Raw genomic sequence first — 16,316 nt, forward strand, 5'->3', positions numbered from 1 at the left:
CGGGTGTATTCGGACTCGGAGCGGCCGAGATCACACTCATCGGATGTTTGAGCGGGGCCCTCAGGCGAAAGACGCAGTAGAGCCGGGGAGGTCTCAGGAGGAGGCCACCGCCGAGGCGATCTCCGCCGCGAAGCGCTCCGCCGAGACCCGCAGCGCGGAGACGTCCGGTCCGTGGCGCAGGACACCCCGGCTGACGTTCGGCACCACCTGGCGCAGGGCCGCGCCGAACACACCGGGCAGGTCCGCCGCGGTGGCCCCTTGCGCCCCGATCCCGGGCGCCAGCAGCGGCCCGTTGATCTCCAGGTCGTACGAGGAGAGGTCGCCCAGCGTCGCGCCCACGACCGCGCCGAAGGAGCCCATCGGCCGGGCTCCCGCGTTCTCGGCCGCGAGCCGGGCCAGCATGGTCGCGCCGACGCTCCGCCCGTCCTCGCGCACGGCGTGCTGCACCTCGCGGCCCTCCGGGTTCGAGGTCAGTGCCAGCACGAACAGACCCGTCCCGTTCTCGCGGGCCAGGTCGACAGCCGGTTTCAGCGAGCCGTACCCGAGGTAGGGCGACACGGTCAGGGCGTCGGAGAACAGCGGCGCGTCCCTGTGCAGGAAGCTCTCCGCGTACGCGGCCATGGTCGAGCCGATGTCGCCGCGCTTGGCGTCCATGACCACCAGGGCGCCCGCGGCCCGCGCCGCCGCGACGGACCTCTCGAGCACGGCGACGCCGCGCGAGCCGAAACGCTCGAAGAACGCGCTCTGCGGCTTCAGGACGGCCACCCGGTCGGCCAGCGCCTCCACGACGGTGCGGCTGAACCGCTCCAGGCCGGCCACGTCGTCGTTCAGGCCCCACTCGGCGAGCAGGGACGCGTGCGGGTCGATGCCGACGCACAGGGGGCCGCGCTCGTCCATGGCGCGGCGCAGCCGGGCGCCGAAGGGCTCAGGTGCAGTCATGCCGCTGTCCTCACGTCTGCGCCGACGGCGTCGGCGAGGGTGGCGTACGGGCTGGTCCGCAGGCGTGCGGCGAGCCCCTTGTGGATCGCGCGGGCCCAGAAGGGGCCCTCGTAGACGAACGCGCTGTAGCCCTGCACAAGGGTGGCGCCGGCCAGGATGCGCTGCCAGGCGTCCTCGGCGTTCTCGATGCCGCCCACCCCGACAAGGGTGATGCGGTCGCCCACGCGCGCGTAGAGGCGGCGCAGGACCTCCAGGGACCGCGCCTTCAGGGGCGCGCCCGAGAGGCCGCCGGTCTCCTGGACGACCGCCGGGTCGGACGACAGGCCGAGTCCCTCGCGCGCGATGGTGGTGTTGGTGGCGATGATGCCGTCCAGGCCGAGCTCCACGGCCAGGTCGGCGACCGCGTCCACGTCCTCGTCCGCGAGGTCGGGGGCGATCTTCACCAGGAGCGGCACCCGGCGGCGGGTCGCCGTGCGGTCGGCGGCCTCCCGGACAGCCGTGAGCAGGGGCCGCAGGTGGTCCACCGCCTGGAGGTTCCGCAGGCCGGGCGTGTTGGGCGACGACACGTTGACGACGAGGTAGTCGGCGTACGGGGCGAGCCGCTCGGCCGACTTCACGTAGTCGGCGACGGCCTCCGCCTCGGGGACCGCCTTGGTCTTGCCGATGTTCACGCCGACCGTGGTCCGGAAGACCGGGTCACGGGCGCCCAGGCGCGCGGCCACGGCCGCCGAGCCCTCGTTGTTGAAGCCCATGCGGTTGATCAGCGCCCGGTCGGGCAGCAGGCGGAAGAGCCGCTGCTTCGGGTTGCCGGGCTGCGGCTCGCCCGTGACCGTGCCGATCTCGACGTGGTCGAAGCCGAGCATGGCCAGGCCGTCGACGCCGACCGCGTTCTTGTCGAAGCCGGCCGCGAGACCGAACGGGCCGTGCATGCGCAGCCCGAGCGCCTCGGTGCGCAGCTCCTCGTGGCGGGGGGCGAGCAGGGCCGCGAGGTACGTGCGGAGCACGGGGACGCGGGCGGCCAGCCGGATCCAGCGGAAGGCCAGGTGATGGGCGGCCTCCGGATCCATCCGGGAGAAGAACAGCCGGAAGAAGAACTTGTACATGTCGAAGTACCCGTAGTGTCCTCAGTGTCCTCATGAAGAGGGGGACACCGTTTCCGGTGTCCCCCTCGGGGCTGGTGCGGTCAGTCGCGGGCTGCCGTCAGGCGTTCGGCGTGTTCCTGGAGGGAGCGGACGTCCACCCCTCCGTGGTGGAGCGCGTCGATGCCCTGCACCGCCGCCGCGAGCGCCTGCACCGTGGTCAGGCACGGCACGGCGCGGGCCACGGCCGCCGTACGGATCTCGTAGCCGTCGAGGCGGCCGCCGGTGCCGTACGGGGTGTTGACGATCAGGTCGACCTCGCCGTCGTGGATGAGCTGGACGATGGTCTTCTCGCCGTTCGGGCCGGTGCCCTCGGACTGCTTGCGGACGACCGTGGCGTTGATGCCGTTGCGGCGCAGCACCTCGGCCGTGCCGGACGTGGCGAGCAGCTCGAACCCGTGGGCGACCAGCTCACGCGCCGGGAAGATCATCGAGCGCTTGTCGCGGTTGGCGACCGAGATGAACGCGCGGCCCTTGGTCGGCAGCGGCCCGTACGCCCCGGCCTGCGACTTGGCGTACGCCGTGCCGAAGACCGAATCTATGCCCATGACCTCGCCGGTGGAGCGCATCTCCGGGCCGAGGACCGTGTCCACGCCGCGCCCGGAGGTGTCCCGGAAGCGGGACCAGGGCAGCACCGCCTCCTTGACGGAGATCGGCGCGTCGAGCGGCAGGGTGCCGCCGTCGCCGTTCCTCGGCAGCAGGCCCTCGGCGCGCAGCTCGGCGACGGTCGCGCCCAGCGAGATGCGGGCGGCGGCCTTGGCGAGCGGCACCGCGGTCGCCTTCGAGGTGAAGGGGACGGTGCGGGAGGCGCGCGGGTTGGCCTCCAGGACGTAGAGGATGTCGCCGGCCAGCGCGAACTGGATGTTGATCAGGCCGCGCACGCCGACGCCCTTGGCGATGGCCTCGGTGGAGGCGCGCAGGCGCTTGATGTCGAACCCGCCGAGGGTGATCGGGGGCAGGGCGCACGCCGAGTCGCCGGAGTGGATGCCGGCCTCCTCGATGTGCTCCATCACACCGCCGAGGTAGAGCTCCTCGCCGTCGTACAGCGCGTCGACGTCGATCTCTATGGCGTCGTCCAGGAACCGGTCGACGAGGACCGGGCGGGAGGGGCTGATCTCGGTCGACTCGGCGATGTACGACTCCAGCCGCGCCTCGTCGTACACGATCTCCATGCCGCGCCCGCCGAGCACGTACGACGGCCGGACGAGGACCGGGTAGCCGATCTCGTCGGCGATGGTCTTGGCCTCGGCGAAGGTGGTGGCGGTGCCGTGCTTGGGGGCCGGCAGCCCGGCCTCGGCGAGGACCCGCCCGAAGGCGCCCCGGTCCTCGGCCGCGTGGATGGCCTCCGGCGGCGTGCCGACCACGGGGACGCCGTTGTCCTTGAGCGCCTGCGACAGGCCGAGCGGGGTCTGGCCGCCGAGCTGGACGACGACGCCCGCGATCGGGCCGGCCTGCGCCTCCGCGTGGACGATCTCCAGCACGTCCTCGAGCGTGAGCGGCTCGAAGTACAGGCGGTCGGAGGTGTCGTAGTCCGTGGAGACCGTCTCCGGGTTGCAGTTGACCATCACGGTCTCGTAGCCCGCGTCGCTCAGCGCGAAGGAGGCGTGGACGCAGGAGTAGTCGAACTCGATGCCCTGGCCGATGCGGTTCGGACCGGAGCCAAGGATGATGACGGCCGGCTTCTCGCGCGGGGCGACCTCGGTCTCCTCGTCGTAGGAGGAGTAGAAGTACGGCGTCCGCGCGGCGAACTCGGCGGCGCAGGTGTCGACCGTCTTGTAGACCGGGCGCACCCCGAGGGCGTGCCGGACCTCGCGCACGACGTCCTCGCGCAGGCCGCGGATCTCACCGATCTGCTGGTCGGAGAAGCCGTGCCGCTTGGCCTCGGCCAGCAGCTCGGGGGTGAGCTCCGGCGCCTCGGCCAGCTCGTCCGCGAGCTCCTTGACCAGGAAGAGCTGGTCGACGAACCACGGGTCGATCTTCGTGGCGTCGAAGACCTCCTCGGGGGTGGCACCCGCGCGGATCGCCTGCATGACGGAGTTGATGCGGCCGTCGGTCGGGCGCACCGCCTCGCGCAGCAGCTCCTCCTTGTCACCGGGCTCGCCGGTGAAGGTGAACTGGCTGCCCTTCTTCTCCAGCGACCGCAGCGCCTTCTGCAGCGCCTCGGTGAAGTTGCGGCCGATGGCCATGGCTTCGCCGACCGACTTCATGGTGGTCGTCAGGGTCGAGTCCGCCGACGGGAACTTCTCGAAGGCGAAACGGGGCGCCTTCACGACCACGTAGTCGAGCGTCGGCTCGAAGGAGGCCGGGGTCTGCTCGGTGATGTCGTTGGGGATCTCGTCCAGCGTGTAGCCGACGGCCAGCTTCGCGGCGATCTTGGCGATGGGGAAGCCGGTCGCCTTGGAGGCGAGGGCGGAGGACCGGGAGACGCGCGGGTTCATCTCGATGACGATCACGCGGCCGTCGGCCGGGTTCACGGCGAACTGGATGTTGCAGCCGCCGGTGTCGACGCCGACCTCGCGGATGATCGCGATGCCGACGTCGCGCAGCACCTGGTACTCGCGGTCGGTGAGCGTCATCGCGGGCGCCACCGTGATCGAGTCGCCGGTGTGCACGCCCATCGGGTCGAAGTTCTCGATGGAGCAGACGACCACGACGTTGTCGTTCTTGTCGCGCATCAGCTCCAGCTCGTACTCCTTCCAGCCGAGGATGGACTCCTCCAGGAGCACCTCGGTGGTCGGGGAGAGCGTGAGGCCCTGACCGGCGATGCGGCGCAGTTCCTCCTCGTCGTGGGCGAAGCCGGAGCCGGCGCCGCCCATAGTGAAGGAGGGGCGGACGACGACGGGGTAGCCGCCGAGCGTCTCGACGCCCTTCAGCACGTCGTCCATGGAGTGGCAGATCACGGAGCGGGCGGACTCGCCGTGCCCGATCTTCTTGCGGACCTCCTCCACGACGTCCTTGAAGAGGTCGCGGTCCTCGCCCTTGTTGATCGCCTCGACGTTGGCGCCGATCAGCTCGACGCCGTACTTGTCGAGGGTGCCCGCGTCGTGCAGCGAGATGGCGGTGTTCAGGGCCGTCTGTCCGCCCAGGGTGGGCAGCAGGGCGTCCGGGCGCTCCTTGGCGATGATCTTCTCGACGAACTCCGGGGTGATCGGCTCGACGTACGTGGCGTCGGCGATCTCCGGGTCGGTCATGATCGTCGCCGGGTTGGAGTTGACGAGGATGACGCGCAGGCCCTCGGACTTCAGGACGCGGCAGGCCTGGGTGCCGGAGTAGTCGAACTCCGCGGCCTGGCCGATGACGATCGGACCGGAGCCGATGACCAGGACGGACTGGATATCGGTGCGCTTAGGCACGCTGGTCCTCCATCAGGGAGACGAAGCGGTCGAACAGGTAGGCGGCGTCGTGCGGGCCGGCGGCCGCTTCGGGGTGGTACTGGACGCTGAAGGCCGGCTTGTCGAGGAGCTGGAGGCCCTCCACCACGTTGTCGTTGAGGCAGACGTGGGAGACCTCGGCGCGGCCGAAGGGGGTCTCGGACACCTTGTCGAGCGGGGCGTCGACGGCGAAGCCGTGGTTGTGCGCGGTGACCTCGACCTTGCCGGTCGTACGGTCCTGCACCGGCTGGTTGATGCCGCGGTGGCCGTACTTCAGCTTGTAGGTGCCGAAGCCGAGCGCGCGCCCGAGGAGCTGGTTGCCGAAGCAGATGCCGAACAGCGGGGTGCCGCGCTCCAGGACGCCCTGCATCAGGGCGACGGGGTGGTCGGCGGTGGCCGGGTCGCCCGGGCCGTTGGAGAAGAACACGCCGTCCGGGCTCGCCGCGTAGATGTCGTCGAGCGTGGCGGTGGCGGGCAGCACGTGCACCTCTATGCCGCGCTCGGCCATGCGGTGCGGGGTCATGCCCTTGATGCCGAGGTCCACGGCGGCGACGGTGAACTTCTTCTCGCCGATCGCGGGGACGACGTACGCCTCCTCGGTGGTGACCTCCTCGTACAGGCTGGCGCCCTTCATCTCGGGGGCCTCCTGGACACGTGCCACCAGTGCGGCGTCGTCCCTCACCGCGTCCCCGCTGAAGATGCCGACGCGCATGGCGCCGCGCTCGCGCAGGTGCCGGGTGAGCGCCCGGGTGTCGATGCCGGAGATACCGACGACGCCCTGCGCCGCGAGCTCGTCGTCCAGCGTGCGCCGGTGACGCCAGCTGGACGGCACGCGCGCGGGGTCCCGCACGACATACCCCGCCACCCAGATCCGCTTGCTCTCCGGGTCCTCGTCGTTGACGCCGGTGTTGCCGACGTGCGGGGCGGTCATCACGACGACCTGGCGGCGGTACGACGGGTCGGTGAGGGTCTCCTGGTAGCCGGTCATGCCGGTGGAGAACACCGCCTCGCCGAAGGTCTCCCCCACGGCCCCGTAGGCACGGCCGCGGAAGATCCGGCCGTCCTCCAGGACGAGTACGGCGGGGGGCGCCCCCTTCCTCTGAGAGGCGGTCCCCTGCTTGGAGGTGGTCATCGTGCGCCTTCCGTTTCCTTCTGCCCGGTCTCGTCGACCGTTTCGATCATCTGGTTGAGGGTTTCGACCCATTCGTTGTGCTCGGCCGCGTGGTCGGAGCGGAACCCGGAGTCGATCAGCTTGCCGCCGTGCTCCCACGTGACGATCAGCAGACCGCCCTCGGTGAGGACCTTGCCGGCGATGCCCTTGTCGAGCCGGGCCTCGCGCAGCGCGGCCACGGGGACGAAGAAGTCGGCCGCTCCGGGGCGCACGACGTCCAGACCCGCTTCCGTCAGCGTGAGCTCGGCCCGGCTGCGCGTGCCCAGGCCGTGGGCCACGATCCGGTCCAGCCACTGTCCGGCGGTGGTGGAGCCGTGGTAGCGGCCGCTCATCTCCAGTTTCGCCGCACCCGGCTCGTCAGGCGTGGACGGCAGCTCCGGCAGGTCGCCCTGGAGGGTGCCGCGCCACTTCCAGCCCTCGCGCATCAGCCAGTAGACGAGGGCGACGAACAGGGCGAGGCCCACGAGCCACCCGATGCGGGCGGCCCAGTCGGTCACTTCGGCCGACTTCTGTTCGGCGGCGAGTACGGCTGCCTCTGCGGCGGCCGACGAAATCAGAGATGTCACGTGAGCTTCCCGTCGACGAGCGTGGCCTTGCCCCGGAGCCAGGTGTGCGTGACACGGCCCGGCAGCTCGCGGCCCTCGTACGGGGTGTTGCGGCTGCGCGAGGCGAAGCCCGCGGGGTCCACCGTTCCACGGTATGCCGTGTCGACCAGGGTGAGGTTGGCGGGCTCACCAGCCGAGACGGGACGGCCGTGGCCGGTGGCCTGTCCGATGCGTGCGGGCTTGAAGGACATGCGGTCGGCGACGCCGGCCCAGTCCAGCAGACCCGTGTCCACCATGGTCTCCTGGACCACCGACAGCGCGGTCTCCAGGCCGACCATCCCCATGGCGGCCGCGGCCCACTCGCAGTCCTTGTCCTCGTGCGGGTGCGGGGCGTGGTCGGTGGCGACGATGTCGATCGTGCCGTCCGCGAGGGCCTCGCGCAGGGCCATGACGTCGCGCTCGGTGCGCAGCGGCGGGTTGACCTTGTAGACCGGGTCGTACGAGCGCACCAGCTCGTCGGTGAGGAGCAGGTGGTGCGGGGTGACCTCGGCGGTGACGTCGATGCCCCGGGACTTCGCCCAGCGCACTATCTCCACGGACCCGGCGGTCGACAGGTGGCAGATGTGCACGCGGGAGCCGACGTGCTCGGCGAGCAGCACGTCCCGCGCGATGATCGACTCCTCGGCCACCGCGGGCCAGCCCCCGAGGCCCAGCTCGGCGGAGACGACGCCCTCGTTCATCTGGGCGCCCTCGGTCAGCCGCGGTTCCTGCGCGTGCTGGGCGACGACTCCGCCGAAGGCCTTCACGTACTCCAGCGCCCGGCGCATGATCACCGCGTCGTCGACGCACTTGCCGTCGTCGGAGAAGACGGTGACCCCGGCCGCGGAGTCGTGCATGGCGCCCAGCTCGGCGAGCTTCCTGCCCTCCAGCCCGACGGTGACGGCGCCGATGGGCTGCACGTCGCAGTAGCCGTGCTCGCGGCCGAGCCGGTACACCTGCTCGACGACACCGGCGGTGTCGGCGACCGGGAAGGTGTTGGCCATGGCGAACACGGCGGTGTAGCCGCCGGAGGCCGCCGCGCGCGTGCCGGTCAACACCGTCTCGGAGTCCTCGCGGCCGGGCTCGCGCAGGTGGGTGTGCAGGTCGACCAGGCCCGGCAGGAGCACCTTGCCGCCGGCCTCGACGACCTCCGCGCCCTCGGCGGACAGGTCCGTGCCGACGGCCTCGACGGTCCCGCCGTCGATCAGGACGTCCTGCGGCTCGCCGCCGAGCACCCTCGCACCACGGATCAGGGTCTTGCTCATCTTCTTACTTCTCCTCGGTGGTGCGGGAATCGGTGGTGCGGGACTGGGTGACGGCGGGCTCGTTGCCGCCCAGCAGCAGGTAGAGGACCGCCATGCGGATCGAGACGCCGTTGGCGACCTGCTCGATCGCGGTGCAGCGCCCGGAGTCGGCGACCTCGGCGGTGATCTCCATGCCGCGGACCATCGGGCCGGGGTGCATCACGATCGCGTCCTCGGGCATCCGCGCCATGCGGTCCCCGTCGAGGCCGTAGCGCCGGGAGTACTCGCGCTCCGTCGGGAAGAACGCGGCGTTCATGCGCTCGCGCTGGACGCGCAGCATCATCACCGCGTCGGACTTGGGCAGTACGGCGTCGAGGTCGTACGAGATCTCGCAGGGCCAGGCGCTCGCGCCGACCGGCAGCAGGGTGGGCGGGGCGACCAGGGTGACCTCGGCGCCGAGGGTGTGCAGCAGGTCGACGTTGGAGCGGGCGACGCGGCTGTGCAGGACGTCACCGACGATCGTGATCCGCTTGCCGGCGAGGTCCTGGCCGAGACCGGTGTCCCGGCCGACCAGGCGGCGCCGCATGGTGAAGGCGTCGAGGAGCGCCTGGGTGGGGTGCTGGTGGGTGCCGTCACCGGCGTTGATCACGGCCGCGTCGATCCAGCCGGAGGTGGCCAGGCGGTACGGGGCCCCGGAGGCGCCGTGCCGGATGACGACGGCGTCGACGCCCATGGCCTCCAGGGTCTGGGCGGTGTCCTTCAGGGACTCGCCCTTGGACACGCTCGACCCCTTGGCCGAGAAGTTGATGACGTCCGCCGACAGCCGCTTCTCGGCGGCCTCGAAGGAGATCCGGGTGCGGGTCGAGTCCTCGAAGAAGAGGTTGACGACGGTACGGCCGCGCAGGGTCGGCAGTTTCTTGATCGGCCGGTCGGCGACCCGGGCCATCTCCTCGGCGGTGTCGAGGATCAGGACGGCGTCGTCACGGGTGAGGTCGGCGGCCGAGATGAGATGACGCTGCATCTGTCAGGCTCCGTGGGGCGGTTAGGTTCGGGAGGCTCCGGGCCCCGCCGCGTGGGCGTGGCCGGGCGGGCGGACGCGCGCGGGCGCGCCGGACGGCCGTGCGGCGGTGGACACGCCGGTGGGCCGTGGTGCTCGCTAGCGCTGTGCGTCCTGGGCGGCCGGCTTGGCACCGAGCAGGACGGTGTCGCGGCCGTCCTCCTCGGAGAGCTGGACCTTGACCGTCTCCCGCAGCGACGTCGGGAGGTTCTTGCCGACGTAGTCGGCGCGGATGGGCAGTTCGCGGTGGCCGCGGTCGACGAGGACGGCGAGCTGCACCGCGCGCGGGCGGCCGATGTCGTTCAGGGCGTCGAGGGCGGCGCGGATGGTGCGGCCGGAGAACAGCACGTCGTCGACGAGGACGACGAGCCGGCCGTCGATGCCGTCACCGGGGATCTCGGTGCGGGCCAGCGCGCGCGGCGGCTGCATGCGCAGGTCGTCGCGGTACATGGTGATGTCGAGCGAGCCCACCGGGATCGTGCGCTCGGTGATCTGCTCCAGCTTGGCGGCGAGCCGGCGGGCGAGGAAGACGCCCCGGGTCGGGATGCCGAGGAGCACCACGTCGTCGGCGCCCTTGGCGCGCTCGACGATCTCGTGGGCGATGCGGGTCAGTACCCGCGCGATGTCGGGGCCTTCGAGAACGGGCCGCGCATCGGACGTTTGTGTGTCCAGCTTGTCCATACGAGACGGACCTCCTTCTCCGCCTCACGGGACGGACTTTAAAGGACGTCGGAATTGCGCCGTCCACGGTAGCAGGGTCGCGTAAGGGCCCTGATCACCCCCCTGGAGCAAGGGACGGCGGTTACCACGGAAGAGTCGGTACGGACCATTCGGCTTGACGGGGAAGAGTCACGCTGCGTAACCTCACAGTGAGTCACCAGCCGCGCGGCGTCGCCGCACGATGACACAGTGTCCGGGAGCTATATGTCCAGCGAATACGCCAAACAGCTCGGGGCCAAGCTCCGGGCCATCCGCACCCAGCAGGGCCTTTCCCTCCACGGTGTCGAGGAGAAGTCCCAGGGACGGTGGAAGGCGGTCGTGGTCGGTTCGTACGAGCGCGGCGACCGCGCCGTGACCGTGCAGCGCCTTGCCGAGCTGGCGGACTTCTACGGGGTGCCGGTGCAGGAGCTGCTGCCGGGCACCACTCCCGGCGGCGCCGCTGAGCCGCCGCCGAAGCTCGTGCTGGACCTGGAGCGCCTGGCCCACGTGCCGGCCGAGAAGGCGGGCCCCCTGCAGCGGTACGCGGCGACGATCCAGTCGCAGCGCGGTGACTACAACGGCAAGGTGCTCTCGATCCGCCAGGACGACCTGCGCACCCTCGCCGTCATCTACGACCAGTCGCCCTCGGTCCTCACCGAGCAACTGATCAGCTGGGGCGTCCTGGACGCGGACGCGCGCCGCGCGGTCTCCCACGCCGAGGAGGCCTGACCGCTCCGCGGGCCAGAAGAAACGTGCCGCCGGAGTTGCCGGAGACCGTGAGGTCCCTGGCAACCCCGGCGGTTCGCGTCTTTCTGGAGATGCTGGAGACGGCGGTGGGCCGACAGCACATGTGCTGTCGGCCCACCGCCGTCTCCAGGGGCGCGGGGAACTGCGCGACCGGCCACGGACAACCCGCAGCCGGCATCACACAGGCACCCCTACGGCGCCCCGCCGAGAGAAAGAACTACTCGCGCCGCAGCGACGGCTTCAGATCCTTCAGCCGCCCCAGCAGCCCGTTCACGAACGAGGGCGACTCGTCCGTCGAGAACTCCTTGGCCAGCTGCACCATCTCGTCCAGCACGACGGCGTCCGGCGTCTCGTCCACCCAGATCAGCTCGTACGCGCCGATGCGCAGGATGTTGCGGTCGACGACCGGCATCCTGTCGAGCGTCCAGCCGACGGCGTACTGGGCGATCAGCTCGTCGATGCGCACCGCGTGCTCCGCGTAGCCCTCGACCAGCTGCATCGTGTACTCGCTGACCGGCGGCTGCCGGGTGTCGGTCCGGGAGTGCCGGATCCAGTCCGCGAGGACCGTGAGGACGTCGGTCTGCCGCTGGTCGCCCTCGAAGAGGATCTGGAAGGCGCGCTTACGGGCCGTGTTACGGGCGGCCACGGTTAGCTGTTCACCCGGCCGAGGTAGTCGTTCGTGCGGGTGTCGACCTTGATCTTCTCACCGGTGGTGATGAAGAGCGGGACCTGGATCTGGTGACCGGTCTCCAGCTTGGCCGGCTTGGTGCCACCGGTGGAGCGGTCGCCCTGGACGCCCGGCTCGGTCTCGGCGACGACCAGCTCGACGGCGGCGGGCAGCTCGACGAAGAGCACCTCGCCCTCGTGCTGGGCGACGGTGGCCTCGAAGCCCTCGATCAGGAAGTTGGCGGCGTCGCCGACGACCTTGCGGTCGATGTGGAGCTGGTCGTAGGTCTCCATGTCCATGAAGACGAAGTAGTCGCCGTCCATGTAGGAGAACTGCATGTCGCGCTTGTCGACGGTGGCCGTTTCGACCTTGACACCGGCGTTGAAGGTCTTGTCTACGACCTTGCCGGACAGCACGTTCTTGAGCTTGGTACGCACGAAGGCCGGGCCCTTGCCGGGCTTGACGTGCTGGAACTCGACGACGGACCAGAGCTGGCCGCCTTCGAGCTTGAGCACCATGCCGTTCTTGAGGTCGTTCGTGGAAGCCACGGTTGCGGAATCTCCTGGACTGACGTGGACGACCGGAAGACACGCGCTACAGCGCGAGCAGCTCCTTGGTCGTGATGGTGAGTAGCTCGGGTCCGCCATCCGCCTCGGGGCGGACGACGAGCGTGTCATCGATCCGGACACCGCCCCGGCCCGGAAGGTGGACCCCCGGTTCGACGGTGACCGGCACGCAAGCGTCCAGTTTACCCATGGCCGCCGGGGCCAACTGCGGGTCCTCGATGTTTTCGAGCCCCACCCCGTGCCCCATCGACGGTGCGAGCCCTTCCGCGTGCCCCGCCGAGTCCAGCACCTGGCGGGCCGCCCGGTCCACGTCACGGTAGGCCACGCCGGGTGCGAGGGCCTGCCGACCGGCGCGCTGGGCGGCGAAGACGAGGTCGTACAGCTCGATCTGCCAGTCCGCGGGGGACGTGCCGATCACGAAGGTACGGCCGATCTCGCAGCGGTAGCCGCGGTAGGCGGCGCCGAGACAGACGGAGAGGAAATCGCCCTCCTCCACGCGCCGGTCGGTGGGCCGGTGGCCGCGGCGGCCGGCGTGCGGGCCGGTGGCGACGGAGGTCGCGAAGGCCGGGCTGTCGGCGCCGTGGTCGACGAGCCGGCGCTCCAGCTCCAGGGCGAGGTGGCGTTCGGTGCGGCCGACGAGGATCGACTCCAGCAGCTCCGCGAGCGCCTGGTCGGTGATCTCCGCGCCGATCCGCAGACAGGAGATCTCCTCCTCGTCCTTCACCACGCGCAACTGCTCGACCGCGCCGCCGAGGTCGGTGAGCCGCAGCCGGGACGCGACGGAGCGCAGGGCGCGGTACCGGCCGACGGTGAGGTGGTGCTCCTCGACCGCGAGCGACTCGGCACCCCGGGCCACGGCGAGATCGGCGGCGGCGACCGCGGGATCCCCTGCGGGGCCGGGCAGGCGGTGGATGCGCAGCCTCTCGTCGGGCCGTCCGTCCTCGGGCCGCGTGCCGGGCGTGCCCCGGCACAGCAGCAGGTCCTCGTCCTCGCCCAGCAGGACGACGGCGTCGCGGGGCGCCGTCCCCGCGAGATACCGGACGTTGGCCGGGCGGGTGACGAGCGCCGTCGCGCTGCCGCCCGCGTTGCAGCGCTCCCGCAGCCGGGCCCGCCGGGCCCCGTACACCTCTGACATGCGCCGAGCCTATGAGCGGTGGCCGGAAACCGCCGGTCGGGTGGTCCGGACGGGCGGTGGCTCATCCGTACGGGGAGTGCCGGGAGGGGGGACGGTGACGGCTTCTGTGCCGGTGTCGTACGCGCGGACGACGGGGCCCGCCCCGGCCCGTCACCAGTTCGGGGGGCTCGCTATGGAGCGGGCCAGCACCTCGTCCAGGACGCGGGCCGTCGCGGGGACGTCGAGCTGGGAGTTGTCGATGATGGGCAGCCCGGAGCCGTACCAGCCGGCCATGCGGCCGTGGATGCTGGCGACCTCCTCGTCGCTGAGGCGGCGGTTGCCCGTGCGCTCGGCGTTGCGCTCCAGCACGATGTCCAGGCCGGGCAGCAGGACGACCGGCAGCAGCCCGGGGCCCACATGGCGCTTCCAGCCGCCGAGCCCGATGACCGGGCGGTCGGGGAAGACGGCGTCGTCGAGGATGCAGGAGATGCCGTTGGCCAGGAAGTTGCGGGCGGCGAAGCCGCAGGTGCGGCGGGCGAGACGATACTGCGCCTCGGAGTTGTCGTTCCAGCCCGACTGCGGGTCGGCGAAGCCCGAGCGCACCCATTCCCGTACGTCGTCCAGGCTGATATGGGCCGTGGGAACGCGTCGGTGGTCCGCCCAGTACTTGGCGACGCTCGTCTTGCCCGCGCCCGCCGGGCCGATGAGCAGGACCGCGAGCGTGGTGGTGGTCGCGTCGGGTGTGCCCGGGGCGGGCGGTGCGCTCGGCACGGACACGGGGGCGCCCGGCGGGAGCCGCACATGCCCGGTGGTGTCCCGGGCCGGCGGCGCGGAGCCGTGCGGGGGCGCCGCCCGGTGCGGGGGAACCTGTGGCGGAGCCGGGTGCGGCGGGGCCTGCGGGGCGGCGGGCGGCGGGACCGGCGCCCCGGTGAAGCCCGCGCCGGGCGGAGTCGTCGGTGCGCCGCCCGGGTGGCCGCCCGGGTTTCCCTGCTGGTGCGCGGCCGACGACCAGGTCATGTCCGGCCCGTGCCCCGGCTGGTGGGGCGGCGGCAGCGGTGCTCCCACTGCGTGCTGCATCCGGTGCCACTCCGTCTCGTACAGTCGCGTTGACGCTGGCGGGACGGGGCGTCGGGCCCCGTTCCCCTCGAACGGTACCGTCCTCGGCCGTCGTTTGGTGAACGGCCGGTGAGGGTCCGAAGTGCTCAGGGCCGCAAGGGGGATCGGGCGGGGTGCCGGGCGGCGGAGCGCCCGGCGGGCGTTACTCCCCCACCTCGCCGTAGGCGGCGAGCAGGACGGCCGGGTCGGGGCCCTCCAGGACGGTGGGCCTGGCCAGGCCGTCGAGGACGATGAAGCGCAGCCGGTCGCCGCGGGACTTCTTGTCCACCTTCATGTTCTCCAGCAGCTTGGGCCACTGGTCGTAGCGGTAGGTCAGCGGCAGCCCGACCGACTCCAGCACCGCGCGGTGCCGGTCCGCGGTCGCGTCGTCCAGCCGGCCCGCCAGCCGGCCCAGTTCGGCGGCGAAGTGCATGCCGACCGCGACCGCCGCGCCGTGCCGCCACTTGTAGCGCTCGTTCTTCTCGATCGCGTGGCCGAGGGTGTGCCCGTAGTTGAGGATCTCCCGCAGCCCGGACTCCTTCAGGTCGGCGGAGACCACCTCGGCCTTGACCCGGATGGACCGCTCGATCAGCTCCGCGGTGTGCGGGCCGTCCGGGGTGCGGGCGGCCTGCGGGTCGGCCTCGATCAGGTCCAGGATCACCGGGTCGGCGATGAAACCGGCCTTGATGATCTCCGCGAGCCCGGACACGTAGTCGTGCACCGGCAGCGAGTCCAGCGCGGCCAGGTCGCACAGCACACCGGCCGGCGGGTGGAAGGCGCCGACGAGGTTCTTGCCCTCGGCGGTGTTGATGCCGGTCTTGCCGCCGACGGCCGCGTCCACCATGGCCAGCACCGTGGTGGGGACCGCGATCCAGCGCACGCCGCGCAGCCAGGTGGCCGCCACGAAGCCGGCCAGGTCGGTGGTGGCGCCGCCGCCCACGCCCACGATCACATCGGTGCGCGTGAAGCCGGACTGGCCGAGCGCCTTCCAGCAGTAGGCGGCGACCTCGGCGGTCTTGGCCTCCTCCGCGTTCGGCACCTGGATGGCGACCGCCTCGTAGCCCTGCCCGGCGAGGTCGGCGCGGAGCGCGTCGCCGGTCTCGGCGAGCGCCTCGGGGTGGATCACCGCGACCCGCTTCGCCTGCGCGCCGATCAGCCCGCCGAGCTCGCCGAGGAGCTGCCGGCCCACCAGCACCTCGTACGGGTCGGTGCCCGCCGTGCCGCCGACCTGGATCCGGGTGACTGCCTGCTCACTCATGCGTGCTTCAACTCCAGAGCGTCGAGGACCGCCTGGGCGACCTCTTCGGGGGTGCGGCCGTCGGTCGGCACGACCGCACGGGCGACTTCGGTGTACAGGTGGCGGCGGGCCTCCATCAGCTCCCGCCACTGCTTGCGCGGGTTGACGGCGAGGAGCGGCCGGGCGGTGTTCAGGCCGGTCCGCTTCACCGCCTCCTCCACGTCCATCGACAGGTACACGACCCGGTGGGCGGCGAGCAGCGCGCGGGTGTCCGCGTCCAGGACGGCGCCGCCGCCGAGGGCGAGGACACCGGTGTGCCCGGCGAGCGCGGCGGCCACGGCCCGCTTCTCCAGGACGCGGAAGGCCGCCTCGCCCTCGTCGACGAAGATGTCCGCGATGGTGCGGCCCTGCGCGGCGACGATGTCGTCGTCGGTGTCCCGGTAGGCGCAGCCGAGCCGCTCGGCCAGGAGCTGCCCGACGGTGGACTTGCCCACCCCCATCGGTCCCACCAGGACGATCGACGGAGCGCTCACCGGATGGCCAGGTTCTCGAGGTACGACGCGACGTTGCGGCGGGTCTCGGCCACGCTGTCGCCGCCGAACTTCTCCGCGACCGCGTCCGCGAGGACCAGTGCCACCATGGCCTCGGCGACGATGCCGGCCGCCGGCACGGCGCACACGTCGGAG

At 71.7% G+C, this 16,316-nt stretch carries 15 protein-coding genes and 1 pseudogene; 1 reads left to right on the plus strand and 15 read right to left on the minus strand.

The window, feature by feature from the left end:
* Nucleotides 1-93 precede the first annotated feature (93 nt).
* From pyrF to pyrR, 8 genes are all read right to left on the minus strand, one after another.
* A complete protein-coding gene (gene pyrF, locus IEZ04_RS31460) occupies nt 94-939 on the minus strand; it encodes an orotidine-5'-phosphate decarboxylase (RefSeq protein ID WP_189220386.1) in 846 nt (281 codons plus the stop codon).
* Nucleotides 936-2,042, minus strand: a complete 1,107-nt coding sequence (locus tag IEZ04_RS31465) for a quinone-dependent dihydroorotate dehydrogenase (RefSeq protein WP_189220387.1) — start codon at nt 2,040-2,042, stop codon at nt 936-938. The genes pyrF and IEZ04_RS31465 overlap by 4 nt, the downstream gene beginning before the upstream one ends.
* 80 nt (nt 2,043-2,122) lie before the next feature.
* Nucleotides 2,123-5,431, minus strand: a complete 3,309-nt coding sequence (carB, locus tag IEZ04_RS31470) for a carbamoyl-phosphate synthase large subunit (protein ID WP_189220388.1) — start codon at nt 5,429-5,431, stop codon at nt 2,123-2,125.
* Nucleotides 5,424-6,581 carry a glutamine-hydrolyzing carbamoyl-phosphate synthase small subunit gene (gene carA / locus IEZ04_RS31475; protein WP_189220389.1) on the minus strand — a complete coding sequence of 386 codons (1,158 nt, stop codon included), beginning with the start codon at nt 6,579-6,581 and terminating at the stop codon, nt 5,424-5,426. The genes carB and carA overlap by 8 nt, the downstream gene beginning before the upstream one ends.
* Nucleotides 6,578-7,177, minus strand: a complete 600-nt coding sequence (locus IEZ04_RS31480; protein WP_229821409.1) for a PH-like domain-containing protein — start codon at nt 7,175-7,177, stop codon at nt 6,578-6,580. Before IEZ04_RS31480 ends, carA begins: the two co-directional genes overlap by 4 nt.
* Before the next feature lie 5 nt (nt 7,178-7,182).
* Nucleotides 7,183-8,469, minus strand: a complete 1,287-nt coding sequence (locus IEZ04_RS31485) for a dihydroorotase (protein WP_189220390.1) — start codon at nt 8,467-8,469, stop codon at nt 7,183-7,185.
* A gap of 4 nt (nt 8,470-8,473) precedes the next feature.
* Nucleotides 8,474-9,469: an aspartate carbamoyltransferase catalytic subunit gene (locus IEZ04_RS31490; RefSeq protein ID WP_189220391.1), complete on the minus strand. Its 996-nt coding sequence runs from the start codon at nt 9,467-9,469 to the stop codon at nt 8,474-8,476.
* Between the two features lie 135 nt (nt 9,470-9,604).
* Nucleotides 9,605-10,186, minus strand: a complete 582-nt coding sequence (gene pyrR, locus IEZ04_RS31495) for a bifunctional pyr operon transcriptional regulator/uracil phosphoribosyltransferase PyrR (protein WP_189220392.1) — start codon at nt 10,184-10,186, stop codon at nt 9,605-9,607.
* 243 nt (nt 10,187-10,429) lie between these two features.
* Here pyrR and bldD point away from each other — a divergent pair, with 243 nt between their 5' ends.
* Nucleotides 10,430-10,933, plus strand: coding sequence for a transcriptional regulator BldD (gene bldD / locus IEZ04_RS31500; protein ID WP_189220393.1), 504 nt, complete (start codon nt 10,430-10,432; stop codon nt 10,931-10,933).
* A 235-nt stretch (nt 10,934-11,168) separates the two neighbouring features.
* Here the strand turns inward: bldD and nusB are convergent, their stop codons facing one another.
* From nusB to IEZ04_RS31535, 7 genes and pseudogenes are all read right to left on the minus strand, one after another.
* On the minus strand, nt 11,169-11,597 hold the full coding sequence (gene nusB, locus IEZ04_RS31505; protein ID WP_189220394.1) for a transcription antitermination factor NusB: 429 nt from the start codon (nt 11,595-11,597) through the stop codon (nt 11,169-11,171).
* A gap of 2 nt (nt 11,598-11,599) precedes the next feature.
* The gene (gene efp / locus IEZ04_RS31510) at nt 11,600-12,166 is read right to left on the minus strand and encodes an elongation factor P (RefSeq protein ID WP_189220395.1); all 567 of its coding nucleotides are present in this window, start codon (nt 12,164-12,166) and stop codon (nt 11,600-11,602) included.
* A gap of 46 nt (nt 12,167-12,212) precedes the next feature.
* Complete coding sequence (locus IEZ04_RS31515) at nt 12,213-13,319, minus strand: aminopeptidase P family protein (RefSeq protein ID WP_189220396.1); 1,107 nt, start codon at nt 13,317-13,319, stop codon at nt 12,213-12,215.
* Nucleotides 13,320-13,469: 150 nt separating this feature from the next.
* Entirely contained in the window at nt 13,470-14,375 is a 906-nt protein-coding gene (locus IEZ04_RS31520; RefSeq protein WP_189220397.1) for a Pro-rich N-terminal domain-containing protein, read from the minus strand.
* Nucleotides 14,376-14,556: 181 nt separating this feature from the next.
* On the minus strand, nt 14,557-15,651 hold the full coding sequence (gene aroB / locus IEZ04_RS31525) for a 3-dehydroquinate synthase (RefSeq protein ID WP_189220398.1): 1,095 nt from the start codon (nt 15,649-15,651) through the stop codon (nt 14,557-14,559).
* Complete coding sequence (locus IEZ04_RS31530; RefSeq protein WP_229821407.1) at nt 15,648-16,163, minus strand: shikimate kinase; 516 nt, start codon at nt 16,161-16,163, stop codon at nt 15,648-15,650. Before IEZ04_RS31530 ends, aroB begins: the two co-directional genes overlap by 4 nt.
* A pseudogene (locus tag IEZ04_RS31535) lies at nt 16,160-16,316 on the minus strand (chorismate synthase); the annotation flags it as partial. The pseudogene IEZ04_RS31535 and the gene IEZ04_RS31530, both read right to left, overlap by 4 nt.

It is taken from the genome of Streptomyces ruber (assembly GCF_014648075.1).
In the GTDB taxonomy this organism is placed as follows: domain Bacteria; phylum Actinomycetota; class Actinomycetes; order Streptomycetales; family Streptomycetaceae; genus Streptomyces; species Streptomyces ruber.